General features: G+C 47.7%; 22 protein-coding genes. 5 read left to right on the top strand and 17 right to left on the bottom strand.

Features of this window, described 5'->3' with window-relative positions; all coding sequences use genetic code 11:
- Positions 1 to 8 precede the first annotated feature (8 nt).
- From BC349_RS11550 to gyrB, 4 genes are all read right to left on the bottom strand, one after another.
- Positions 9 to 743, bottom strand: a complete 735-nt coding sequence (locus tag BC349_RS11550) for a 3-keto-disaccharide hydrolase (protein WP_187256926.1) — start codon at positions 741 to 743, stop codon at positions 9 to 11.
- Between the two features lie 65 nt (positions 744 to 808).
- Entirely contained in the window at positions 809 to 2,761 is a 1,953-nt protein-coding gene (locus tag BC349_RS11545) for a lectin-like domain-containing protein (RefSeq protein WP_187256925.1), read from the bottom strand.
- Between the two features lie 75 nt (positions 2,762 to 2,836).
- Positions 2,837 to 3,040, bottom strand: coding sequence for a hypothetical protein (locus BC349_RS11540; protein ID WP_039133489.1), 204 nt, complete (start codon positions 3,038 to 3,040; stop codon positions 2,837 to 2,839).
- A gap of 102 nt (positions 3,041 to 3,142) precedes the next feature.
- Entirely contained in the window at positions 3,143 to 5,122 is a 1,980-nt protein-coding gene (gene gyrB, locus BC349_RS11535; RefSeq protein WP_187256924.1) for a DNA topoisomerase (ATP-hydrolyzing) subunit B, read from the bottom strand.
- 347 nt (positions 5,123 to 5,469) lie between these two features.
- Here gyrB and BC349_RS11530 point away from each other — a divergent pair, with 347 nt between their 5' ends.
- Positions 5,470 to 6,360, top strand: coding sequence for a helix-turn-helix domain-containing protein (locus tag BC349_RS11530; RefSeq protein WP_246456925.1), 891 nt, complete (start codon positions 5,470 to 5,472; stop codon positions 6,358 to 6,360).
- A 7-nt stretch (positions 6,361 to 6,367) separates the two neighbouring features.
- Here the strand turns inward: BC349_RS11530 and BC349_RS11525 are convergent, their stop codons facing one another.
- Positions 6,368 to 6,871, bottom strand: coding sequence for a ferritin (locus BC349_RS11525; protein ID WP_187256922.1), 504 nt, complete (start codon positions 6,869 to 6,871; stop codon positions 6,368 to 6,370).
- Between the two features lie 140 nt (positions 6,872 to 7,011).
- Between BC349_RS11525 and BC349_RS11520 the strand changes: the two genes are divergently transcribed.
- A complete protein-coding gene (locus BC349_RS11520; RefSeq protein WP_246456923.1) occupies positions 7,012 to 9,438 on the top strand; it encodes a TonB-dependent receptor in 2,427 nt (808 codons plus the stop codon).
- Between the two features lie 91 nt (positions 9,439 to 9,529).
- On the opposite strand, the gene hemL is transcribed toward BC349_RS11520, so the two are convergent.
- The 8 genes from hemL to hemA all read right to left on the bottom strand — a co-directional run bounded on the left by hemL (position 9,530) and on the right by hemA (position 17,121).
- The gene (gene hemL / locus BC349_RS11515; RefSeq protein ID WP_187256921.1) at positions 9,530 to 10,819 is read right to left on the bottom strand and encodes a glutamate-1-semialdehyde 2,1-aminomutase; all 1,290 of its coding nucleotides are present in this window, start codon (positions 10,817 to 10,819) and stop codon (positions 9,530 to 9,532) included.
- 12 nt (positions 10,820 to 10,831) lie between these two features.
- Entirely contained in the window at positions 10,832 to 11,125 is a 294-nt protein-coding gene (locus BC349_RS11510; RefSeq protein WP_187256920.1) for a YciI family protein, read from the bottom strand.
- 33 nt (positions 11,126 to 11,158) lie between these two features.
- Positions 11,159 to 12,133: a porphobilinogen synthase gene (gene hemB, locus BC349_RS11505; protein WP_187256919.1), complete on the bottom strand. Its 975-nt coding sequence runs from the start codon at positions 12,131 to 12,133 to the stop codon at positions 11,159 to 11,161.
- Between the two features lie 48 nt (positions 12,134 to 12,181).
- Positions 12,182 to 13,093, bottom strand: a complete 912-nt coding sequence (gene hemF, locus BC349_RS11500) for an oxygen-dependent coproporphyrinogen oxidase (protein ID WP_187256918.1) — start codon at positions 13,091 to 13,093, stop codon at positions 12,182 to 12,184.
- Between the two features lie 22 nt (positions 13,094 to 13,115).
- The gene (hemE, locus tag BC349_RS11495) at positions 13,116 to 14,159 is read right to left on the bottom strand and encodes a uroporphyrinogen decarboxylase (protein WP_187256917.1); all 1,044 of its coding nucleotides are present in this window, start codon (positions 14,157 to 14,159) and stop codon (positions 13,116 to 13,118) included.
- 62 nt (positions 14,160 to 14,221) lie between these two features.
- A complete protein-coding gene (locus BC349_RS11490) occupies positions 14,222 to 14,944 on the bottom strand; it encodes a uroporphyrinogen-III synthase (RefSeq protein WP_187256916.1) in 723 nt (240 codons plus the stop codon).
- Positions 14,934 to 15,866 (bottom strand): hydroxymethylbilane synthase, encoded by a 933-nt coding sequence (gene hemC, locus BC349_RS11485; RefSeq protein WP_187256915.1) that lies wholly within the window; start codon positions 15,864 to 15,866, stop codon positions 14,934 to 14,936. The genes BC349_RS11490 and hemC overlap by 11 nt, the downstream gene beginning before the upstream one ends.
- 1 nt (position 15,867) lies before the next feature.
- A complete protein-coding gene (hemA, locus tag BC349_RS11480; RefSeq protein ID WP_187256914.1) occupies positions 15,868 to 17,121 on the bottom strand; it encodes a glutamyl-tRNA reductase in 1,254 nt (417 codons plus the stop codon).
- Between the two features lie 228 nt (positions 17,122 to 17,349).
- On the opposite strand from hemA, the gene hemH reads away from it, so the two are divergent.
- The 3 genes from hemH to BC349_RS11465 all read left to right on the top strand — a co-directional run bounded on the left by hemH (position 17,350) and on the right by BC349_RS11465 (position 19,440).
- Positions 17,350 to 18,360: a ferrochelatase gene (gene hemH, locus BC349_RS11475; RefSeq protein WP_187256913.1), complete on the top strand. Its 1,011-nt coding sequence runs from the start codon at positions 17,350 to 17,352 to the stop codon at positions 18,358 to 18,360.
- 86 nt (positions 18,361 to 18,446) lie between these two features.
- On the top strand, positions 18,447 to 18,854 hold the full coding sequence (locus tag BC349_RS11470) for a four helix bundle protein (RefSeq protein WP_187256912.1): 408 nt from the start codon (positions 18,447 to 18,449) through the stop codon (positions 18,852 to 18,854).
- Between the two features lie 43 nt (positions 18,855 to 18,897).
- Entirely contained in the window at positions 18,898 to 19,440 is a 543-nt protein-coding gene (locus tag BC349_RS11465) for a CopD family protein (RefSeq protein WP_222840158.1), read from the top strand.
- Positions 19,441 to 19,444: 4 nt separating this feature from the next.
- Here BC349_RS11465 and BC349_RS11460 read toward each other — a convergent pair whose 3' ends face one another.
- The 4 genes from BC349_RS11460 to BC349_RS11445 are packed head-to-tail and all read right to left on the bottom strand — an operon-like array spanning position 19,445 to position 23,720.
- Positions 19,445 to 20,680 (bottom strand): sialidase family protein, encoded by a 1,236-nt coding sequence (locus BC349_RS11460; RefSeq protein WP_187256911.1) that lies wholly within the window; start codon positions 20,678 to 20,680, stop codon positions 19,445 to 19,447.
- The gene (locus BC349_RS11455) at positions 20,677 to 21,237 is read right to left on the bottom strand and encodes a TlpA family protein disulfide reductase (protein WP_187256910.1); all 561 of its coding nucleotides are present in this window, start codon (positions 21,235 to 21,237) and stop codon (positions 20,677 to 20,679) included. The genes BC349_RS11460 and BC349_RS11455 overlap by 4 nt, the downstream gene beginning before the upstream one ends.
- Before the next feature lie 24 nt (positions 21,238 to 21,261).
- Complete coding sequence (locus BC349_RS11450) at positions 21,262 to 22,458, bottom strand: efflux RND transporter periplasmic adaptor subunit (protein WP_187256909.1); 1,197 nt, start codon at positions 22,456 to 22,458, stop codon at positions 21,262 to 21,264.
- Positions 22,459 to 22,460: 2 nt separating this feature from the next.
- Positions 22,461 to 23,720 (bottom strand): heavy metal-binding domain-containing protein, encoded by a 1,260-nt coding sequence (locus BC349_RS11445; protein ID WP_187256908.1) that lies wholly within the window; start codon positions 23,718 to 23,720, stop codon positions 22,461 to 22,463.
- Positions 23,721 to 23,730: the final 10 nt, after the last annotated feature.

Genomic DNA, 23,730 nt, shown 5'->3' with positions numbered 1-23,730 from the left:
CTGTTCAATTATAATTTTCGGAGCCAGATATTGCGGAAGCTGGTAGGATTGCCATGGTCCTGCAATTTGATGCTCAGGGGACCATGCTTTTTGTAAGTGGCAAGGCCAATGTATTCGGTAGCGCCCCTGATTTCCGTGTTATGCTGGACCAATACATTGTTGTGCAGTACGGTAATCCGTGCAGGTGACTTCAGCATACCATTTTCGTAAAAACGGGGAGCGGTGAAAATGATATCGTAGGTCTGCCATTCGCCCGGTTGCCTGCAGGCATTTACGAGGGGCATGGATTGTTTGTAAATACTGCCTGCCTGACCGTTTGAATAGGTGACATTGTTGTAGTTATCCAGCACCTGTAATTCATAGTTCTCCATCAGGAAAATACCGCTGTTGCCACGGCCCTGTCCTTCTCCTTCCACTTTTGAGGGAGTTCTCCATTCGATGTGTAACTGGCAGTCTTCAAAGACCTGTTTGGTTTTGATATCACCGGTGCCGCCCTTCACGGTCATCACGCCGTTTTCGATGCTCCAGGCCGGGGCCCCGCCGGTCCTGGCGCTGACCCATTCATTCAGGTTTTTCCCGTCAAACAATATGATGGCATCCGAAGGCGCTTTCTGGTCATTACCCGGATCTATCACGGCGGGAACCGGATTCCATTGTTCGGTAGCTTTCGGATCGCCCTGCTGTGCCTTGCTGATGGCGGAAAAGGAAAGTATGCAGGCTGTGGTGAGTAAGATGTTTTTCATGATGAAGCTTGCTTATCGTTAATATTTGGTTGGTTATGTTTAAAGGTAAGAAATCCCGACCTTAATTACCTGATCAGCAGAAGGCTGCCTTTTTTACGATAGGCATTACCGTTATAATCTTCACCGCTGATCATCCAGGTAAAGTTGCCTGAGGCCTGTTTTGTGCCCCTGAAACTGCCATCCCACCCTGATTTGTCAAGGCTGTCATACACCAACTGCCCCAGCCTGTTATAAATCCTGAAATAATGAAGTTTTCGCATACCCACGGCAATGAACCGAAGCTGGTCATTGCGGCTGTCCCCGTTGGGAGTGAAGGCATTGGGGACATAAATTTCCGGACCTTTGTAAACTTTGATGGTGATGGTATCAGTGGTGGTGCAACCTGCGTCTGTGAATGCTTTAAGGATATAGGAAGTTTCGCGGCTGACAACTGCAACCGGGTCGGCAATATTGGGGTCTGATAAGCCGGCAGCAGGCGTCCAGGAATAATATTGGCCCCCGGTTCCTGTGAGTTGAACCGGTTGGTTGTCGGCAACAACAGTATCTTTTCCGGCGTAAGCATTGGTTTGATAAAAGGTTGTGGTATGGTTGACCGGATCACTTACGCAACCATTCTCTCCGATACCTGTGAGGGATATGCGGAATTCACCGGCGATCGCACTGGTGAAGCGGTATTTGTCCTGTTCGGGAAAGCCGTTTGAGGCCTGCCAGTTCCAGGTGGCAACGGGGTTTCCGGGCAGGGTCGAGACTGCCTGCAGCAGCAGGGTATCGCCCGCGCAAACACTGCTTTCTGCGGGAAGGAGGATGGTGGGCTGTTTGAGAAGGTTAATTGTCTTTTGAACAGGTTCAGAGATACATCCCTCTTTTGATTTGACCTGCAGGCTGACCAGCACGGTTTCCTGGCCGGCAATGTTTTGGAGGGGCGGGGCTTGTCCGCTAAAGGCAATACCGTTGATGGTCCAGTTCCATTCATTGAGGCTGCCGAATTCAACGTATGATAAATCGAATGGCTGAAAGGCAGTTGAACCGCAGATAGTGTCGGGTATCCGGAAATCGGCAATGGGAACAGAGCCGATGGTGATGACCTGTTTGAACGTATCGGACCAGCAGCCATTATTTCCCAGCACAACCGATGAAACGGTATAGTTACCTGGATTGGGGTAAAAGTGCGGCGGCGGATTTTTTTCTTTTGAAGTGGTGCCGTCGCCGAAATCCCAGAACCAATCGACGATGGTGCCAAAGGACCTGGACTGGTCGACCAGTTCTATTACCTGGGGTGCGCAGGTTTCTGTCATTGGTTTCTGTGTAAAGTCGGCATTCAGGGAAGTGCAGAATCGCTGGTGATTGGTGGAACCGCCGGTTGCGCCGGTGAATCCCCAAAAAACAAAAGGATCATTTTTAAAAACATCCTTTACCAGGTCAATGGTGTCTGAAACCCTTTCCTGGTCATCGATATAGGTGGACAGGACATTGACATTTGCATTCCACCTGATTTTGAGAACGTGCCAGCGGCAGTCTTCAATATTGTCGCTGAAAGCAGATACGGGCACGGGGCCGGCGAGATTATTGGGTGAAATATGGTTGTTATCACCATCGCGCTGGATGCTGATGTGGTCGAAGTCGGGATCATTCAGGTTGTTATTCTGCCAGGTGTCGATGGCTATTCCTATGGATGGACTCACCCCTGCAAAACCCAGTCCCTCGCCGCTTGTGCCGATATTGGTACTGACAGGCTGCAAAACGAATACGATGCCATCTGCACCAGTTGCGTCATTACAGCCCAAATTAATTTCAAAACTGTATTCAAAGGACTGCCTGAGATCAATTTTATTGATATTCCAAACAGAACCGGATTTGAATTGGCTGTTGGGGGTGATGGTATAACAGTTGCAGTTTTCTTTGAAAGCGGAACCGTTGATATGGTAGGGGCTGTCCACCACGCTTTGGGCGATTGTTCTGTTTGCCAGCAGGCAGGTGGCGAGAACCAGGAGCAGGTATACGGTAAGTTTGTTATTCAAAGCTGATTAAGGGAATAAAAAAACATCATTCTGCTGATACAGAATGATGTTTTTTATAATAAACGGTTCAAAATTTTACCAACCTTGTTTTGCGATTCCTGCTTTGATAGCAGCCAGCGCTTTTTCTTCACCGAGCATAGTGGTAAGTTTATTACCCTTGCCGTCATTACCCTGGGCCATGTAACCGCCGCGGGCAGTTTTTGTAATCACCGCATCTTTAATTTCAACGCCTTTTTCTTTTGTTTTCACGTTATATGCGGTCAATTTGATATCAGCCATAATGAATTGTTTTTATGGTTAGTGAATAAATATTAATGTTTGCTGGCATACAAGCTAGCTAAAATTACCGATAACCGGCAAAATCAGTGCCCGAAAATTAATTTATGTATCAATTTTTGCATATTTGGCATGGGATTCAATGAATTCGCGGCGTGGGGCCACTTCATCACCCATTAGCATACTGAATACGCGGTCTGCTTCTGCTGCGCTTTCGAGGGTTACTCTTTTCAGCGTACGGGTATCGGGGTTCATGGTTGTTTCCCACAATTGTGTGGCGTTCATCTCTCCCAAACCCTTGTAGCGCTGGATGGATACGCTATCGTCCTTGCCCCCGCCCAGTTTTTCTACCCAGGCTTTTCGATCGTCTTCGCCCCAGGCATATTCCTGTTCCTTTCCTTTTTTCACCAGGTAGAGCGGTGGCTGGGCCAGGTAAACGTGGTCACCTTTTACCAATTCTGACATATAGCGGTAAATAAAGGTGAGGATGAGGGTGGCAATATGCGATCCGTCCACATCGGCATCGGTCATGATGATGAGCTTGTGGTAGCGGAGTTTGGAAAGGTTCAGTGCCTTCGGGTCTTCCGGCGTACCGACGGTTACACCGAGGGCGGTATAAATATTGCGGATTTCTTCGTTTTCGTAAATCTTGTGTTCCATGGCTTTTTCCACGTTCAGGATCTTACCCCTGAGTGGCAGGATGGCCTGGAAATTACGGTCACGCCCCTGTTTGGCGGTACCACCTGCCGAATCTCCTTCGACCAGGTAGAGTTCGCAGCGTTCGGGATCCCTTTCAGAACAATCGGCAAGTTTTCCTGGGAGGCCGCCACCACTGAGAACGGTTTTCCTCTGGACCATTTCCCGTGCTTTTTTAGCGGCTACCCGGGCCTGGGCTGCCAGGATTACCTTGGAGATGACGTTTTTGGCTTCTTTCGGGTTCTCTTCCAGGTAAGCTTCCAGTGCACGGCTTACGGTCGTTTCAACCACGCCGCTCACATCGCTGTTTCCGAGTTTGGTCTTTGTTTGTCCCTCAAACTGAGGCTCGGGCACTTTCACCGATATGATAGAGCTTAGGCCTTCGCGGAAGTCATCGCCTTCCACTTCGATTTTGGCTTTTTCGAACATGCCCTCCCGGTCACCGTAGCTTTTAAACACGCGGGTAAGTGCGCGCCTGAAACCGGTTACGTGGGTACCACCTTCGATGGTATTGATATTGTTTACATAACTGAAGATATGTTCCTTGAAGTCGTTGTTGTAGGTCAGTGCCACTTCCACCGCCACGTGTGAATTTTCATCGTACCCATCGACATATAATGTCTTGGATATCAATGGTGTGCGATTGGCATTTGAGTCCAGCATTTCAACAAATTCCACAATACCGCCTTCGCTGTAGAAGGTGTTGCTGTAGTGGTTGCCCGCTTCGTCCACCTCGCGCAGGTCGTTGAGGATGATGTTGATGCGGCGGTTCAGGAATGCGAGTTCCCTGAGACGGCCTTCCAGTATCTCGCGATTGTAAACGGCATGGGTGAAAATGCTCTGGTCTGGCCAGAAATGGACCTTGGTGCCGGTCAGTTCGGAGGTTCCGATTTCACGAACCGCATATTTTGGAATCCCGATGCTGTATTCCTGTTCGAAGATCTTGCCTTCGCGTTGAACGGTTACCAGCAGTTTTGAAGAGAGTGCGTTCACGCAGCTTACGCCCACACCGTGCAGACCGCCGGAAACTTTATAAGTGTTTTTGTCAAATTTTCCCCCGGCATGGAGGACGGTCATTACGACTTCCAGTGCACTTCGCTTTTCCTTGGTGTGCATGGCGGTGGGGATACCCCGGCCGTCATCGGAAACGGAAATGGAATTGTCTTCGTGGATGTTAACGATGATATTCTTACAATAACCCGCCAGGGCTTCATCGATGGAGTTGTCTACCACCTCATATACCAGGTGGTGAAGGCCTTTTACACCGATATCACCGATATACATTGCGGGGCGCTTTCTTACTGCTTCCAATCCTTCCAGCACCTGGATGCTGTCGGCGCCGTAACTACCGGTATTTGTCAGGCTCGGTTCCTGAATTTCTGTGCTCATATATGCTTCTGTAACGCTTTTCTGGATTAAAAAAAGACTATTGGCAAATGTACGGAAAAAGGGCCAAGAGGCAGGGGTGTTGAGTGCGAGAAACCTGGTCTGTGAAGAAATGTGGATAAGTGGGCTGGGGAGGGCTTCACCCGTCGGGTGCCACCCGACGGGTGAGAAGCAAAATCCGCGTTTGGCGGGTTTCCTGCACAAAGACTGAGGGGGAGAATCACAGTTCACCCGTCGGGTGGCACCCGACGGGTGAACAAATGACGATGGCGTGACATTGAATTGCAGTAGTTTTGCCCTTTATGCACCAGGTGCCCGACATATTATCCATGGCCCGGAAATCGCCGGTTATGTACGATGAACTGGAATTGATGCAGCAAAAAGAGCAGCAGATTCCCGGCTCGGTGCAGTTCTCGATTTACCGGTACAGGAAAATGCCCCAATTTGAGGTGGATGACCTGGGCATGCTGATCTACCATAAGGTGGACAATAAATCTGCTGAGAATTACCTTGAATTAAGGTTCTGTATTTCCGGAAATATGTATTGCCGGCACAAGCAGGCGGAATGCGACAGTTGTAAATTCGGATCCAGTCCGGTTTGCGAGCAAAGGTCACCCAGTATTGATGTCATGAGCTTTTTGTTTTCCCCTACCCATTTGTCGCAGTTTATAAGCGCGGGGAAAATGAAAACCCTGCCGGATGAAATCATTCATTTCAAACACAGTTCGTCCTTTTCCAAAACCCTTTCCCTTTGTGGCCGCACCCGAACGGTGCTCGAAGGTCTGCTGAACCATAATTATTCCGGGGCCATGGAGAATATTTTCCTCAATGCCCAGATGCAGATGCTGTTGCTGTTCAGTCTTGAATGCATGATCGGTGATAAAGAGGAAACATCCTTTTCGTGCAAGTTCCTGGCCAATGAGGCTGACCGTGAGAAGATTGAAAAAGCTCGTGAGATTTTATTGCAGCACATCGGCGAGCCCATTACCATCAAGGAACTGAGTCGCAAAGTTGCCATCAATGAATGTTACCTGAAAAAAGGATTCAAGGAATTATACGGAACCACCGTGTTTGATTTTTACCAGGGCCAGCGGATGGAACATGCCCGTTACCTTCTTTACGAAAAAGGTCTCAGTGTTACGGAAGTATCGATGATGCTTGGATACTCTTCCATATCGCATTTTTCCACCGCCTTTAAAAAGCACACCGGTATCAAACCCTGTGAACTCTTGCTTCACTGATTCACCTTCACGAAGGCTGCCCACGGTAGGCCATGATGTCCCGATCAAACAGGTAAAGGCCGCTCTTGTCTTCCCCGATCATTTCCAGTTTTTCGTTTAAGGTGCGTGCCACCCTTTCTTCCTCCATCTGTTCCGTTACATACCATTGCAGGAAGTTATGTGTTGCATAGTCTTTCTCTGCCAATGCCTGGTGTACCAGTTCATTGATGCTGTTGCTGACTTTCAGTTCATGTTTCAGGAATTCTGAAAAAGCAGATTGAAGACTAACGAAAGTGAGGATGGGTTGTTCCAGCGCGGGCACCATTCCAAATCCACCCCTTTCATTTATGAAGCTGATCAGTTTCAGCATATGCATTCTTTCCTCCTCGGACTGTTTGTAGAAGAATGCTGACACGCCCTGCAGTCCTGGTTGTATATCTGACCAGGAGGCCATGGCCAGGTAAGCCTGTGATGATTCTGCTTCCATCTGAACCTGTTTGTTCAGTGCATCCTGCATGGTTTTGGATAACATAGCAATCGGTTTTTATTGAAGTTACAAAAAATATGCGGGGATATTTTTCCGATTGCGTAAACCCTTTTCCCGATTGCGGTAACAGAGCCGGGCCTTCATAACGGAAGTTTGCGCCGGCTTAAAAAAATGCCTTTGAGAAAATGAAGAATTTATTATTCAGATATGTTATGGTATTGTTTTGTTCCATGGTCGCCCTTGATGCAATCGCCCAGGAAGGAATGATTAAGGGCCGGATACTGACCAGTGATGGTAAGCCTGTTTCGGCTGTAAGTATAAGGTTAAAGGAAATCAGGCGCGGCACTATCAGTACAGAGGATGGAAACTACCAGTTGCCCAAATTACCGGCTGGCAGGTATACCATTATTGTATCCTTTGTAGGTGTCAAAACACAGGAGCAGGTAGTAGAGTTGTCTGCTGATCAAAGTATAGTAACTGATTTCAGTCTGGAAGAAAACAATGATCAACTGGCTGAAGTGATCGTTACCTATGGAAGGGGAATGAACGAGAAACCAGTCAGTGCCGGAAAAGTATCCATCAAACCAATGGATCTTCCGCAAAGTGTTGCAGTGATCGGCAGGGATATGCTTGAACGCCAGCAGGTGCTGCAGTTGAGTGATGTGCTTCAGCATGTCACCGGGGTTTACCTGATGGGAACAACCGGTGGTTACCAGGAAGAAATTGCGGGCCGCGGTTTTTCATTCGGCAGCAATAATACCTTCAAGAACGGATCCCGTTATAATAATGGCGCCATGCCTGAAATGAGCGGTGTAGAGAAAGTGGAATTCCTTAAGGGCGGCAATGCCATCCTGTTTGGTAATGTAGCCGCTGGCGGTATCCTGAATATAGTAACCAAGAAACCAAAATTTGAAAATGGTGGTGAGATATCGTTCCGCACAGGCAGCTATGATTTTTATAAACCTTCCATCGATCTGTATGGCGCATTTGATAAAAACAAAACTGCTGCATACCGTATCAATACTACCTTCCAGAAGAATGGGAGTTACAGGGATGATGTGAAAGCTGAAAGGTTTTATATTAACCCATCCTTTTTGGTGAACATCGGAAGAAAGACACAGTTTTTACTGGAAGGAGATTTCCTGAAAGACAACCGCACACCAGATTTTGGAACAGGGGCCATCAACTATACTATCGCCAATGTTCCCCGAAGTCGTTACCTGGGTGTCTCCTGGGGTTATAATAAGGCAGAGCAAAAAACTGCTACTGCAACGCTTACCCATGAACTGAAGAAAAACTGGCAGTTACGCGGGCAGGCATCTTACCAGGCTTACAAGGTGGAATTGTTTGGTGCTGCCCGACCTATTGGGATCAGAGAGGACGGGACCTGGGCGAGAGGTTTGCAGAAAAGCAGAACGGAGGAAGATTACTACCTGGCCCAGCTTGACCTGACGGGTAAGTTCAAGACCGGTAAAATCAGTCACACTGTTCTTTTTGGGGCAGATATGGATCAATATAAAACAAGATCTTTTGCTTTTGTCAATAACCGGTATAATGCAAACGGCTCTGATGCATCCATCCGAAATCTGAATGTGTATGACACGATTAACATTTTTGATCCAGCAAGTTTCGACCGCCGGAACGATATTCCCTTCCTTGCAACTGACCGGATTACCACCAGCCCCATTGTCCGTTCAGGCATTTACCTGCAGGACCTGATCTGTGTATCCGAAAAGATCAAATTACTGGCGGGTATCCGTTACAGTTACCAGCACAACCAGCGTGCTACCGTTGACAGCATTGCAAAAGCCTCCACAGGTTATGTGTCCGGGTATAGCAATGATGCTTTCAGTCCTCGACTGGGCATTGTATACCAGCCAATAAAACAAGTATCGGTTTTTGCCAGCTATACCAATTCTTTCAACGTGAACACTGGCGTGGATGTAAACAATGAAAACCTGGCACCATCCATTGTTGACCAGTTTGAAGTAGGAGCCAAGACTGATCTTTTTAAAGGATTGGTTTCCGTGAACATCACTCTCTACCAGATTGTCAACGGTAATTTTGCGCAAACAGCGCTGTTTCTTGCCGATGGCACCACGCCCAATACCAATAATAATATAAGGGAACTGGCTGGAGAGGTAACCAGCAAAGGTGTGGAACTTGATATTGCCACCAAGCCTGTTCATGGATTTAGTTTCATGGCTGGATATAGTTACAATGAAACAAAATATACAGGTGGGAATGGCAGGAACTTTATTACGGGTGACCGACTCCGTTATAATCCTGCGCATACGGCCAATGCAGGTTTATTCTATAGTTTCAGCGAAGGATCTGCACTGCGTGGATTCAATGCCGGCATGAATGTTTACTATGTGGGCAGCAGGCTGGCCGGAAGAAACCCCTCCGGGTTAAACCCCAATTACAAGCTGATGGCCCTGCCCGATTATACTTTATTTGATCTTTCTGCCGGGTACATTGTGCACAATTTTTCACTGCGGTTGAAAATGACCAACCTGCTCAATAAACTTAGTTATAATGTACATGATGATAACAGTGTGAACCCAATTGCGCCAAGGCAATTTACTGCGACCATTGCTTATAAATTGTAATTGAAATATTTAGGCAGTCAATAAAAAGTCCCGCAGAGTATGTTAAACTGCGGGACTTTTTTATCTGGTCAGTAAAAGGAGTTTTCTGGTGTTACAGTCCGGCAAGACTTTGCCTGGCGGCTTCAATGGTTTTATCCAGGTCTTCGTAGCTCAATGCGTTGTTGAGGAACCAGCTTTCGAAGGCGGAGGGTGGCAGGTAAACACCGTGTTGCAGCATGGCATGGAAGAAGGATGAGAAACGAGCATTATTGGCGGCGGCTGCACTGGCGAAATCGGTTACCGGTTTTTCACTGAAATGGATACTGATCATGGAGCCAAAATGGTTGATAACAAATGGTTGTCCCCAGTTATCCAGTACATTTTGCAAGCCGTCTTTCAGGTAGGCAGTTTTGGTATCCAGCTCATGGTAGAGAGATGGATTGTTCCGGAGTTCAGACAGCAAAGTATAACCTGCGATCATGGCAATCGGGTTACCGCTGAGGGTGCCTGCCTGGTACACATTACCAAGCGGTGCCACCACCTGCATGATTTCTTTTTTTCCGCCGAAAGCGCCAACCGGCATTCCGGCGCCAATCACTTTGCCATAGGTAACCAGGTCAGCATTGATTCCAAGGGTTTGCTGGGCTCCACCCTGTGACAGGCGGAATCCGGTCATCACTTCATCGAAAATGAAAACGATGCCATCCTCGTCGCAGATCTGGCGTATGCCTTCAAGAAAGCCTGGCTGGGGCAGAATACAGCCCATATTACCTGCAACAGGCTCAACAATAATGGCGGCTATCTCTCCTTTGTGTGCAGCCGCCAGTTGCTTCACAGCATCCAGGTCGTTGTAGGCACAGGTCAGGGTATCTGCGCTTACTCCCGCTGTTACACCCGGTACAGCCTGGATATTAAATGTAGCCACTCCGCTTCCAGCTTTTACGAGGAAGGAGTCGGCGTGACCATGATAGCAACCTTCAAATTTCAGGATCTTATTCCTTCCCGTATAACCACGGGCCACGCGGATAGCACTCATGCAAGCTTCGGTACCACTGCTAACCATGCGGATCAGGTCAACATTGGGGACCATGCTCCTGATCAGTTCTGCCATTTTTATTTCCAGCTCTGTGGGCGCGCCGTAGGAAGTTGAATAAGCAGCATATTCCTGGATGGCTTTCACCACAGGTTCATAGGCATGGCCGAGGATCATTGGTCCCCAGGATGCGATGTAATCGATATATTGATTGTCATCCACATCAAAGAGATGTGCGCCTTTTGCCCTGCGGATAAATAGAGGTGTGCCTCCCACGCTTTTAAATGCCCGTACCGGTGAGTTGACGCCACCGGGAATTGATTCCTGTGCACGTGCAAAAAGCTGTTTGCTGATGGATATATTGTTCATTATGTGTAATTTTTACTCATCACCGCAAAAGTCATTGTAAGCCTTGATTTTTTTGGTGGCTTTGAATTCAATGATCCGGTAATTTGCCAGGCCATTGATATTGAAGGGATCTTCCTTAATAATGTTTTCAACTTCCTGCCTGTTGGTTGCCTTCACAAAAATGAGTCCGCCATCACGGGGCTCTTTCCGCCCGGATGCCAGGAAATTCCCCTTGTGGTAGTATTTTTCCAGGTATTCTATGTGACCGGCCATTGCCGCATCAATTTCTGTTACCGGAACATTGTAGGTCAATTCGATGATAAACATATACAGGTTAATTTAAGGTTAATGGTTCATTTATCAGCCGATCAGTCTTACTGCATCCTTCGCGAAATAAGTGGCAATCAGGTCAGCGCCTGCGCGCCTGATGGAGGTAAGTGTTTCGAGGATGGCTTTGTCTTCATTGATCCAGCCCATTTTGGCAGCTGCCTTTATCATGGCATATTCACCGCTGATATTGTAGGCGCTAACGGGAACGGATACACTATTTTTAACATCCCTTATGATGTCCAGATAGGAGAGGGCGGGTTTTACCATCACGATATCTGCACCTTCCTCAATGTCCATCAGGGTTTCCTTTACTGCTTCGGTTCGGTTGGCATAATCCATCTGGTAGGTCTTCTTATCGCCGAAACCGGGGGCGCTGTCGAGGGCATCACGGAAGGGGCCATAAAAACAGGAAGCGTATTTTGCGCTGTAGCTCATGATTCCTGTATTGGTGAAGCCTTCGGACTCGAGTCCTTTCCTGATGGCGCCGATGCGGCCGTCCATCATATCAGAGGGTGCAACAAAATCGGCGCCGGCGGCAGCGTGGGAGATACTCATTTTCACCAGGGCTTCCACGGTGGGATCGTTTACGATCTGGCCGTTTTCAACGATGCCGTCATGTCCGTAAGAGGAATAAGGGTCCAGTGCCACATCGGTCATGACCAGCATTTCAGGAACCGCGTCTTTGATGGCTTTGATGCTTCTTTGCATGAGGCCACCAGCATTCCAGGCTTCCTTTCCGGTGTTATCCTTTAATTCGTCTTTACACTTGATGAAAAGTAATACTGATTTGAGTCCCATTGACCAGAGTTCTTTCACTTCTGCAACAGTATAATCGAGACTGTTACGGTAATAGCCGGGCATGGATGCGATTTCTGTTTTCACACCTGTTCCTTCATCAATGAATAAGGGAACGATAAAATCATCCGGGCTCAGCCTGGTTTCAGCGACCATTGAACGTATGGCGACTGATTGTCTCAAAATCCTGTTTCTTCTCTGGAGTATCATAATTGTGTTGTTCAGAAATTTACAAATAATCGGTCATTTGCCCGCGATTCAGACCCAGTCTACCGGGTGCAGGCAGGCCTGCAATAATTTATCCTCCTCGCTGCCAGGAACCGGCTGGTAATTGTACTCAAAACGAACAGTAGGGGGAAGGCTCATCAGGATACTTTCGATGCGGCCATTTGTCTTCAGTCCGAAGATTGTACCCCGGTCGTGTACCAGGTTAAATTCTGTGTAACGGCCACGGCGGATCTCCTGCCAGTGTTTGTGTTCCGCCGTATATGGAGTGTTTTTCCTTTTTTCAACGATCGGGATATAGGCTTCCATGAATGCATCGCCACAGCGTTTTGCGAAATCGATCCACCAATTTACATCCCGTTCCGCTGAAGGTCTTTGGTGATCGTAGAAAATGCCGCCAATGCCCCTTCTTTCCTCGTTGCGATGCCAGTTCACAAAGTAATTGTCGCAGGTTTTCTTGAACTCGGGATAAAATGCCGGATCAAAATCATCGCAGGCATTTTTATAAGTCTGGTGAAAATGCCGGGCATCATCTTCGAACAAATAGTAGGGTGTAAGGTCGGTACCGCCGCCAAACCACCGATCAATCACTTCACCATTTTCATTGTAGAGTTCAAACATGCGGTAATTGCAGTGAACGGTTGGTACAAATGGATTAGCGGGATGCAATACCAGGCTTAGTCCGCAGGCGTACCACCTGGCGCCGCTGATCTTCAGTTGTGATCGCATAGCCTCTGTAACCTCACCATACACCAAGGAGGTATTCACGCCTCCTTTTTCAAAAACATACCCATTGGAAATGACCCTTGTTTTTCCGCCGCCGCCCTCAGGGCGCCGCCATTCGTCTTCTATAAACTTTGCTTTTCCATCGGATGCTTCAACGGCCGCGCAGATGCGGTTTTGAAGGTCGTGGATATAGGAGGAGAAGGCGTCTTTGGGATTCATGGCTGGTGAATGGGTGAATGGGTCAATGGGTCAATGGGTGAGTACCGAATTCCTTTACTGCTTCGACGAATGCCTTGGCATGATCTACGGGAATGTTGGGCAGGATGCCATGACCCAGGTTTGCGATATGGCGCTTAGGACCAAAGGCATTCAGCATGGTTTGAACTTCCTGGCGAATCACCGGGATTGGAGCCATCAGTTTTGCGGGGTCGAAATTTCCCTGCAGGGTAACATCTGGTCCGGCAAACTTTCTTGCCAGTCCGGGTTTGATGCACCAGTCAATGCCAAGTCCATGTGCGCCGGTGGCTGCCATCTCTTCCAGTGCGAACCATGCGCCTTTGGCAAAGATGATGGTGGGTACTTCGTCTTTCAAGGCCGCAACGATCTGGCGGATGTATTGAAGGGAAAAAGTTTCAAAGTCAGCAGGGCTCAGTAATCCACCCCAGCTGTCGAAGATCTGCACCAGGTCGGCACCGGCCCTTACCTGTCCTTTCAGGTAAGCGATGGTGGTGTCGGTAATCATCTGCAGCAACTTATGAGCTGTTTCCGGCTGGGTATAACAAAAGGCCTTGGCCTCATCAAAAGTTTTGGAGCCTTTTCCCTGTACCATATAACAGAGCAGTGTCCAGGGTGCACCGGCAAATCCGATCAGCGGAACCCGGTCGTTCAGTTCTTTTTTGATCAGGCTGATGGCATCGAATACATAGTGCAGGCGGTCATTTACATCGGGTATGGTTATACGCTGCAGGTCGTTCAGCTGTTTGATTGGGTCCGGTAAAAACGGACCCTTACTTTCGATCAGCTGCACTTCCAGTCCCATGGCCTGCGGAACCACCAGGATATCAGAAAACAGGATTGCTGCATCTACGCCAACAATGTCCACCGGCTGCAGGGTGATCTCGCAGGCCAGCTCTGGTGTCTGGCATCTTTCGAAGAAGCCGTATTTTTCCCGCAGCACCATGTATTCGGGAAGGTATCTTCCTGCCTGGCGCATCATCCATACGGGAGTTCTTTCGGTTTCTTCGCCTCTGAGTGTTCGCAGGATAAGATCGTTTTTGAGAGACATGTTATGTAAGGGTTTTTTCGGTTATTTAAGTGAAAAGGTGATAAAGTGAAAAGGTGAATGGGTCAGTGACCGTTCCCTAATATTCCGATGGCTTTTTTCACCAGGGCTTCTTTTCCCGGTTCATCAGCTTTTATAATTTTATTGCGACAATGTTTTTTTATAGCGTCAGCTGTGGTGGATCCTATTGCAAAAGCCAGTGTTTGTTGCGGCAGTTTGTTGTTGCGGAAAAAACTCTCTACGGCAGACGGGCTATAAAACAACACTCCGGCATAAGATTCGTTCAGTTTGTGCGGCGTGGCGATGGTTTCATACACCACTATTTCTGTAACGATAATTCCGGCAGCAAAGAGCATGTCCGGTAATTCCGGGCGACGCTGATCACCACAGAAAAAAATCACTTCATCAGTCATGGCATCTTCGATGATCCTGTCGGCCAGTGCAATGGCACTTTCCGCAGTACCGGCAATGGCTTCTTCTCCAAAAAAGATCTCAACCAATTCACGGGTTGCATGACCAATACAATATATCTGCCAGTCAGGTTGATGTCCCTCCAGAACATTGGCCACGGCTTCTACAGCATTCATGCTGGTAAAAACTATTGTGGCGCCCATCAGCAGGGTTTCCTTTATTTCTTCCAGCACTTCGGTTGTTTCGATGGGGGCTACGTCTATGAAAGAAAGTTCTGTGATGTCAACACCCCTGGACGCGGCATTATTGATCAGCTCATCGGATAATGGCCGGGTGCTTAATAGCCTGGGTCTTATGGTGGTGGGATCAGTTGCCATTTTTAATCTGTTCAACAATTCGTGCAGCCCCCTGTGCCAGTAATTTTTCAGCAGCCCGGGTGCCGAGGGAGGCATTTCCGGCAACAAGGGCTTCTTCCAGTTCTATTGATAAATGGTCTTTGCCATCGGTGGAAAAGATATTGCCTTTGAAACTTATTGTGTGGGTGTTTTCATCTATTGATGCCAGTGCGCTGATGGGGGTGGAACATCCGCCCATGAGGCCGCGCAGGAAATCGCGTTCAATTCTGGTGCAGAGTTCTGTGGGGGCGTGGTTGAGCAAACGGCAGGCATCATACGAAAAACGGTCTTCCTCGCGGCATACCACCAGGATGGCTCCCTGTGCAGGCGCGGGCAGCATCCAGTCCAGTTCAATGGATCCGGCAGGTTTTAATTCTGTTCGTTCCAGTCCGGCTGCAGCGAAAATGGCGCCATCCCAATTCTCTTCAGATAATTTCCGGAGCCGGGTGTTCACGTTACCGCGAAGGTTGGTGATATTATGTTGTGGAAAGCGGTGCAGCCATTGGGCGCGGCGGCGGATACTGCTGGTGGCGATGAGTGCCTTGTACTGATCATCCTCCAGGAAGCCGGTTCCATTTTTGGGAACCAGCAGGTCTTTATGGCTACCCCGCTTCAAAACGGCAACGGGAACAATTCCTTTTGCCGTTTGGGTGGGAACATCTTTCATGGAATGGACTGCAATATCAAAGCGATCGCTGAGCAATGCGGCATCAAGGGTTTTGGTGAAAACGCCCTGGACCCCCATTTCGTATAAGGGGGTAACAAGGTCCAGGTCACCTTCGCTCTTCAATGGCACCAGTTCTGCAGCAAAGCCATTTGCCGCTAATTGTTCCTGTACCTGTGTAGCCTGCCAGATGGCCAGTTGGCTGTCTCTTGTTCCGATTCTGATAATCTTGTTTGTCATCTTAGTTGGCACCAAATGCGATAAAATCGTTAATGGCTTCCAGGTAATGGCAGCCACGCTGATTTTTTACGCGCATCTTGGCGGCCATGGTGTTCAGGACTTTCTGGATCCTGGAAGCGGCATCATCCGAAGATGCTAAGGTAGTATTATAGACCCATTGCTGTAGTTCAGGGTTAGTGGTAAGTGTGCTGGTATGGATTTCTTCCAGTTTCAGTTTCACGACGCGGAGTACCGCCAGTTGCCTGCGCATGCGACACCACTCGAGAAATTCGGCGGTTTGGTCAGCGATGATCTGCAGTGCTTTAGGCACTTCGGCCTGGCGTTTCAGCAGGTTTTCGTCCTTCATTCTTGACAATTCGTCCACATTGAGTAATTGCTTTCCTGGCAGGGAAGCAACATCTGTATGAACGTTATTGGGAATGGAAAGATCAATGATCCACTGGTTGTGGGAACCTGTCAGGTGCGCGGCAGAGACAATAGGCTCCGGGGCATTGGCAGCCACTACAATGATATCTGCCTGGGCTAGAGCCTGGTTCAGGTGGCTGGAATGCAGGGCTTCGATGTTGAGCTCGCGGGCAAGTTCCTCTGCTTTTTCGTGGGTGCGGTTGATCAGGGTAATATTCTGGCAGCCCAGGTAATCGATCAGGTTTTTGCAGGTATTTCGGCCGATTTTTCCGGTGCCAATCAGTAACACAGTTTTATCAGCCACGTCAGGCACCTGTTCTTTGAGGTACTGGATGGCTGCAAAGGATACTGACACCGTTCCGCTGCTGAGCGCGGTATTGTTCTTGATGAGTTTGGAAGTCTGTAATACCTGGTTGAACAACCTTTCGATAAATGGACCGATGCCGGATCTTTCCTTGGAAAATTTTACTGCCAGCTTGATCTGTCCAACGATCTCGTAGTCGCCCAGGATCTGAGAATCGAGTCCCGCAGCCACTTCAAACAGGTGCTGGGTGGCATCTTCTCCCCTGAGGAGGTAGGCGAAATTGCGAAATTCATCTGCACTCTGCCCGGTGGCTTCGCAGATCAGGGAAACCAGTTGCTCAATATCGCGGGCTACCCCATAAATTTCGGTCCGGTTACAGGTGGAGAGAACGAATAATTCAGTAATTCCCCTGCTTTTTGCTGCATGAAGGATTTGTTCGTACTGGTCATTGCTGATGGCAAAACGGCTTCTCACCGCGGAATCAGATTTTTTGTAACTGATGCCGGCGACGAAAAAATGCTGTAAATCTGTCGGAAACTCTCCCATACGTTTTGATCTCAGATGCAGGTGCAAAAATAACTCCTGGTTCGCGAAAGTCATAACCTGTTCTGTCAGTGAAATGTCATATTACGGGTGCGGCAGGGCAAATAGTCAGTCAATTGTCATTTTGCCGGGATGAGTTGGCAATTTCAGGTCGCTTGCCAAATGCAGGATTAGTTTTGCAACTTTGTGGCTTAATTGGTGTTATTCACCCCATATAATTTGAAATATAATATGAAGCGTGGCATTATTCTGATGAACCTGGGCTCACCCGATTCCACTTCTGTGAAGGATGTAAGGAGGTACCTGAATGAATTCCTGATGGATGAGCGGGTAATTGATATGTCATATTTAGGTAGATTGTTATTGGTTAGGGGGATTATCGTTCCCTTCCGGGCTCCTAAATCGGCAAAGGCGTATGCTTCGATCTGGACAGACGAAGGGTCTCCGCTGATTGTACTGACAAAGCAACTGCAGGCGGCACTTCAGGAGCAGGTGGCCGAACCCGTGGCCATTGCCATGCGGTATGGAAATCCCTCCCCGAAACAGGCATATGATGAATTATTGCGGCGTGAACCCGGATTGGAAGAAGTGATCCTGGTGCCCATGTACCCGCATTATGCCATGAGCAGTTATGAGACTGCAGTGGAATATGCGAAGGAACAGCACCTGAAAGGCGGTTATACATTTAAGTTAGATATTGTACCACCTTATTACAACGAACCGCATTACCTGGAAACCCTGGCGGAAAGCATCCGACCCTTCCTGGAGCAGGAGTATGACCATATATTATTCAGTTACCATGGCGTACCGGAAAGGCATATCCACAAAGGGGATATCACCGGTTCGCATTGCCTTAAAGTAGCCAATTGCTGTGAAGTGAATTCCCCGGCACACAAACAGTGTTACCGTCACCAGTGTGTGTTTACTACCAAAAAAATGGCTGAATACCTGCAATTGCCGGAGGGTAAATGGAGTTTCAGTTTCCAGTCGAGACTGGGTCGTGATCCCTGGCTGCAACCCTATACGGCTGTTCGTTTTGAAGAGATGCCAAAAGAAGGAATTAAAAAACTGCTCGTTGTTTGTCCGGCTTTCGTGAGCGATTGCCTGGAGACGCTGGAAGAGATTGCTGAAGAGGGAAAGGAAGAATTCCTGCATGCCGGCGGCGAGACTTTTACCATGATACCCTGTTTGAATGTGCATCCGATGTGGGTGAAGACGCTGGTGGGGTATGTGAATGGGTGAATGGGTCAATGGGTCAATGGGTGAATGGGTGAAAAAACGGTGGTGATTATTGTGGGGAAAGCTGAAATTCGGGTAAACAGGATTGTATGTTTCTCAGATTAAATCATCAGGGATTGGCTGCTTACCAATATGCCAAAGCATTATGTTTGGAATGTTATAGAATTACCACTGTTTTGCCATCTGAAGAAAGGTTTAATCTTGTTCAACAAATAAGAAGGGCATCCATTTCTGTAATGTTGAATTTGTCAGAAGGTTCTTCCAGAAAATCTGCTGCGGAAAGAAAACGTTTTTATGAGATTGCCAGGGGATCAGTTATTGAATTGGATGCAGCACTTGAGATTTGTAATGATCTCGGGTATCTAAAAAATTATGACTGTGAAATCATCGCTTCAAATATGAGAAAAACTTTCGGCACCCTATCGAACCTTTTAAAAACCCAAAATCCCCCCATTGACCCATTCACCCATTCACCCATTCACTCATTGACTCATTGACCCATTGACCCATTGACCCATTGACCATTCACCATTCACCATCATGTACGCCTACATCAAAGCCCTCCATATCATCTTCGTCGTAACCTGGTTCGCCGGGTTGTTCTATATGCCGCGCCTCTTTATTTACAGCACAGAGGCGGGCGATAAACCCGATCAGGAAAGGGATATCCTGAGAGCGCAATTCGCCATAATGATGCGACGTCTGTGGTATGGTATTACCTGGCCATCGGCTGTACTGACCCTGATACTGGGTGTAACAGTGATGATTATGGGAAACTGGCATGTAACGCTGTTTCAACCGGAAGGGCGCTGGTTCCTGGTCAAATGGATTTTTATCCTGGGATTGTATGCTTACCATTTTTCCCTCCAGGTACTGGTGAAGCAGGAACTGGACGGAATCTATAAATACAGCTCCAACCAACTCAGGATGTGGAATGAAGTAGCTACGGTCTTCCTTTTCGCCATCGTGATGCTGGTGGCTGTAAAGCAGAGCATCAGCCTGGTTTGGGGACTGGGCGGACTGGTAGCATTGATCATTGTCCTGATGGCAGCAATCAGGATTTATAAAACGCTTCGTAAATAGGCAATTACTTCAGCGGAAGTTTTATCGTACGTATTGTTTTGACTGTTGGATCTGTCCACGCAAATACCAACCCGTTTTCAGTTTTGGTCATCTGGGGAAAACCGGCTGACCTGGATTCTGAAGAGGCTGCAATTAAAATGGATGGCTCTTTCTTCCCGTTGCTAAAAACTTTTGCAGCCCTTATTTCTGAACCCTCCATCCAGCTTACAACTGCACTCTGGTCATCAAGCATCACCAGGTCCACGCGGCCAATGGCTTTGCCTTCATCCATACGTACAGGCTTTCCAAAACTGGCGCCGCCATCTTCTGAGAAAATAACGTTTACCTGTGGATTCTTTTCCGGCGATGAGAACCAGGCAATGGCGAGATTGTTTCCTGCTGCATCAATGCGCGGGCCATTCACCGGACAGCCGGTAATTTTCCAGTTGTCGGCGTGTATGGCTTCAGGACTTGTCCATTTCCCCCCCACCATTCGTACTATGGAAATATCACGGATTTCATCAGCTGATCTGTCGCGGTAGATTAAAACCGGGCCGTTGGATGTTATAGCGGCACTTGTCTGGCAGCAATCACAAACCCTTTCATCCAGTTCCCATTCGTTGGTTTTATTCCCCCGCTTATCGACTATTGCTCCCCGTAAGGTCATCTGTCCATGATGTCCTTCATGGTTTCCCGAACCTTCCGGCATTACCGTATTCCTTCCGTCCAGCCAGGAAATAAAATAACCATCCTGGTAGGGCATCATGGAAACAAATCCATGTTCTGCTTTCAGTCCGTCATCATGGAGCGACAGGGGGGTGGACCATGCGTTTCCTTCATTTTGGGAGGAAGTGATCTTTATATCGTAAGTGAATTTGCCGGAGTCGGATTTTTCCAGGAAATGTGCCACCAGGTTACCTTCGCCATCAGCTGCCAGAACCGGATAATCTGCCCAGTTGATAAACCAGTTTTTTCCGGATGCAATTGTTTTAGGAACAGACCATTGTTCCTTTCCCAGCACAGAAAATTTCAATATGCCTGAATCGGAAGATTTATGGATCCAGGATAAATATACTTCTCCGTTTTTATCTGTAAATAACCAGGGTTCTGCAGCAATGGAGTCGGCAGGTGAGGGGAGGTTAATTATCGTTGCAGCAGGACGATCCGGGTGTACGGTATTCCTGTCAGAATAGTTGGTGGAAGGGTTGTTACATGAAATGATCGCAAAACCGAGGGTTAGAATTGGAATGGTTTTTCTCATGGTTGTTTTATTGTGTTCCGGATAATGTCTACATTTTCATCGCTGTCCCATTGGCGGTAACCGCTTTCAGAAAATACAAGTTTCCCTTCCGGATTGATGATATAGGTGGTGGGCAGTGCTTCCAGGCCGATTTCCTCTGCATTTTCAATTCTCAGGTACCTGAAATCATAAATATTCTCCTGCTGGAAAATTTTTATCTCTTCAACTTCTTCATTAGAGGCAAACAGAAATACCACAGCCTCTTGTTCCAGTAGTTGCATAGCTTTCTGAATAGATGGCATTTCCCTGAGGCAGGGCTTGCACCAGGTTGCCCAGAAATTAATGAACAGGCTTTTTCCCCTGAATTGCTGCAAATCAATGGGGATGCCATCCAGGTCGGTTAACCTGATTGGCGGAGCTTCCTTTCCTGTCTGGGTGGAAGCTTCGGATGCCGGGCTCCCGGCATTGTTACAGGCTAACAGGAACACCCATACGCAGGCAATAAGGAGCATAAATGGGGGCCTTGAAAATTTCAGGCGCGAATAATTTCTAAAACCGGGTGCGATGACTGTATTCATTTTTTAAGCTCTGGCATTTGTAATTTAATGATTATGTCCTTCCATTGGATTGACTCCTTTTTTAAACACATATTCGCTGTGCAGCAGGTAGGCCCCTGATACCACCACGATATCCCCTTTTTGGAGACCGGATTTTATCTCGATCCGGTCATTCACTTCAAGGCCTGTTTCCACCATTTTGCTGGTGAAACTGTGTTGCCCTGTTTTTACCCATACAGTGGCGCCTTTTCCATCCCGGATCACTGCATCAATGGGCAGGGTAAGTGCATTCCGTTCCTGTGTTTTTAATTTGACATATGCGGGCATGCCGGGTTTTAACTGGTTTCCGCTGTTGGGGATGGTAACCCTGATGAGGTTGATTCGGGTATCCGGGTTGATTTCGGGATTAATGAATTCGATTTTTCCCCTGATCTCTTTGCCTTCCATATCCGGAATCTGTACCCTTGCCGCAGAGTGCCTGTCAATATCTGACAGTTGTGATGTATAGACCTGTGCCTCTGCCCACAGGGTTGATAATTCTGCCAGTGTAACAATAGATCCTCCTTCCATCACATAATCGCCTTCACTGACTTCCAAACTGGTAATATATCCTGAAACATTGCTGTGAAAGGTGGTGAGGGGTTCGGCATTCTTAGATTTTTCCAGGTCACGTAGCTGTCCTTCCGTTAAACCCCAAAGAAGGAGTTTGTGCCTTGCGCTTTGCAGGAGCTGGTCAAAATCAATGGCAGTTTCATTGGCAAATACCTGCTTTCTTTCCAAAGCCAGCAGATATTCCTGTTTGGCATTGTTCAGGTCTTCACTGTAAAGTGTATAGAGTGCGGCCCCTTTGGGCACATAGTCGCCTTCATTTTTGAAATAGAGTTTTTCAATGCGGCCCATCAGTCTTGAGCTGATGCCATTTGTTTTTGACTGGTCAAAGTTTAAGGTGGCGGTCAGTACAAGCTGGTTACCAATTGAACCGGCTCCCAGGGTATCTGTTCTGATATTTCCCAGCTGGATCTGTTGTTCACTTAGCTGGATCTCATCTTTTTTCTCACCATTTTTTTTCCTGACCGGTGTGAGGTCCATTTTGCAGATCGGACATTTCCCCGGTTTGTATTCTATTACCTGCGGATCCATGGAGCAGGTATAATAGGTGTCCGGATCAATCTTTTGTTCGTTTTTATTCCTGCAGGCCGAAAAGAAAAATATGGTGCAGAAAATTATAATCAGGTATCTCATGACTAATTTTTTATTTTAATGAAACTTTCACTGTCCATCAGGTATTGGGCATTGATGGCGACAGAGTCTTTTTCTGACAATCCATCCAGCACCTGTATATTATTATCATGCAGCATACCGGTGCTGATCTTTTGAGCTTTGAATCCATTGTCATATTTCCTGAAAACAACGGCATCCAGGCCCAGCGATAATACTGCCTGCCTGGGTAGCCAGAATGCTTTTTTTGTGTTGCCAAAAATCGTGGCCTTTACCTGGCTCCCTACAGGTATTTTAAGTAAACTATTATCAAAATTTACCCTGGCTGTAAGGGTTTTATTTTCCACCCGGAAAAAGGGTTCTATAAAATCAATGGTTGCCCTGAAGTCCTTGCCAGGTGCTGTTTCAGGAACAACACGGACGGTGTTTCCTTTTTTTACCAGCGCCTGATGGTCGGCATAAATATTCAGCAATGCCCAGGCTTTGTCGGGGTTGTAAACCTTGAAAACCGATTGGCCTTTCTGCACATACATACCTTCCTTAATGTTCAGCTCTTCGGTAAGCAGGGAAATGTCTTTCATGTTCCCCTCCTTATTATCCATGGCACCGGAATTGGAAGATTCATGGATATGACCACTGTAGTTGCTGTAGACGGCAATGGTGAATGCCGGAGTCCGATTTTTAATAAGGTCCTGTAATTGCCGATCGCTCATTCCCAGCAGTCGAAGTTTATCGCTGGCCGCCTGTACCAGAGAAACGTTGTCCGGGTCGTTCTTCAGGAGAAACAGGAGGTTTTGTTGTGCCGTCAGGATTTCCGGACTGTAAACATCCATGATTCGCTGGCCCTTGTTTACTTTCTGGAAACGATATCGGACATACAGTTTTTCAATCCTCCCGGAAACCCTGGCTGCAATACTGCCGGCATTCCGGTTGTCATAGCTGATATAACCTAAAGTTTCGATCTCTATTTGTTCGGCCCTGGGTTGCATGGTGGTAACGGGAATGGAGGACACCACAAACTCGTTGGCAGGTTGCAGAATGCTTTCCGGTTCCAACCCTGCTGTGCTTGATTTATTCGTTACCAATTCCAGTTCCATGCCGCATTTTGGACATTTGCCAGGTTTGTCGCTGAACACGGAATCCTGGGGCATTGGACAGGTGTATAGCGGTTTGCTTTCCTTGTCGCTGACATGGCTGTGCTGATCTGCATCCTGATCCTTCGTGTTGTTGCAGGAACTGATCACCACCGTTAACAGCAGTCCCCATATTGTTAATTGTTTTTTCATGATTTGCCGG

Source organism: Flavihumibacter stibioxidans (assembly GCF_014332695.1).
GTDB lineage: Bacteria > Bacteroidota > Bacteroidia > Chitinophagales > Chitinophagaceae > Flavihumibacter > Flavihumibacter stibioxidans.
Note: the sequence above shows the minus strand (reverse complement) of the source record. Positions and strands in the feature narration are given on the sequence as shown.

Coding starts and splice junctions, on each gene's coding strand:
- gyrB (WP_187256924.1), bottom strand. CDS start 5,122: ATGAGCACAGAAATTCAGGAACCGAGCCTGACAAATACCGGTAGTTAC.
- hemL (WP_187256921.1), bottom strand. CDS start 10,819: ATGAACAATATATCCATCAGCAAACAGCTTTTTGCACGTGCACAGGAA.
- BC349_RS11525 (WP_187256922.1), bottom strand. CDS start 6,871: ATGTTATCCAAAACCATGCAGGATGCACTGAACAAACAGGTTCAGATG.
- BC349_RS11470 (WP_187256912.1), top strand. CDS start 18,447: ATGTTTCTCAGATTAAATCATCAGGGATTGGCTGCTTACCAATATGCC.
- BC349_RS11540 (WP_039133489.1), bottom strand. CDS start 3,040: ATGGCTGATATCAAATTGACCGCATATAACGTGAAAACAAAAGAAAAA.
- BC349_RS11465 (WP_222840158.1), top strand. CDS start 18,898: ATGTACGCCTACATCAAAGCCCTCCATATCATCTTCGTCGTAACCTGG.
- hemF (WP_187256918.1), bottom strand. CDS start 13,093: ATGAATCCCAAAGACGCCTTCTCCTCCTATATCCACGACCTTCAAAAC.
- BC349_RS11455 (WP_187256910.1), bottom strand. CDS start 21,237: ATGAATACAGTCATCGCACCCGGTTTTAGAAATTATTCGCGCCTGAAA.
- hemC (WP_187256915.1), bottom strand. CDS start 15,866: ATGACAAACAAGATTATCAGAATCGGAACAAGAGACAGCCAACTGGCC.
- BC349_RS11445 (WP_187256908.1), bottom strand. CDS start 23,720: ATGAAAAAACAATTAACAATATGGGGACTGCTGTTAACGGTGGTGATC.
- BC349_RS11450 (WP_187256909.1), bottom strand. CDS start 22,458: ATGAGATACCTGATTATAATTTTCTGCACCATATTTTTCTTTTCGGCC.
- BC349_RS11460 (WP_187256911.1), bottom strand. CDS start 20,680: ATGAGAAAAACCATTCCAATTCTAACCCTCGGTTTTGCGATCATTTCA.
- hemE (WP_187256917.1), bottom strand. CDS start 14,159: ATGTCTCTCAAAAACGATCTTATCCTGCGAACACTCAGAGGCGAAGAA.
- hemB (WP_187256919.1), bottom strand. CDS start 12,133: ATGATACTCCAGAGAAGAAACAGGATTTTGAGACAATCAGTCGCCATA.
- BC349_RS11520 (WP_246456923.1), top strand. CDS start 7,012: ATGAAGAATTTATTATTCAGATATGTTATGGTATTGTTTTGTTCCATG.
- BC349_RS11530 (WP_246456925.1), top strand. CDS start 5,470: ATGTACGATGAACTGGAATTGATGCAGCAAAAAGAGCAGCAGATTCCC.
- hemA (WP_187256914.1), bottom strand. CDS start 17,121: ATGGGAGAGTTTCCGACAGATTTACAGCATTTTTTCGTCGCCGGCATC.
- BC349_RS11510 (WP_187256920.1), bottom strand. CDS start 11,125: ATGTTTATCATCGAATTGACCTACAATGTTCCGGTAACAGAAATTGAT.
- BC349_RS11490 (WP_187256916.1), bottom strand. CDS start 14,944: ATGGCAACTGATCCCACCACCATAAGACCCAGGCTATTAAGCACCCGG.
- BC349_RS11550 (WP_187256926.1), bottom strand. CDS start 743: ATGAAAAACATCTTACTCACCACAGCCTGCATACTTTCCTTTTCCGCC.
- hemH (WP_187256913.1), top strand. CDS start 17,350: ATGAAGCGTGGCATTATTCTGATGAACCTGGGCTCACCCGATTCCACT.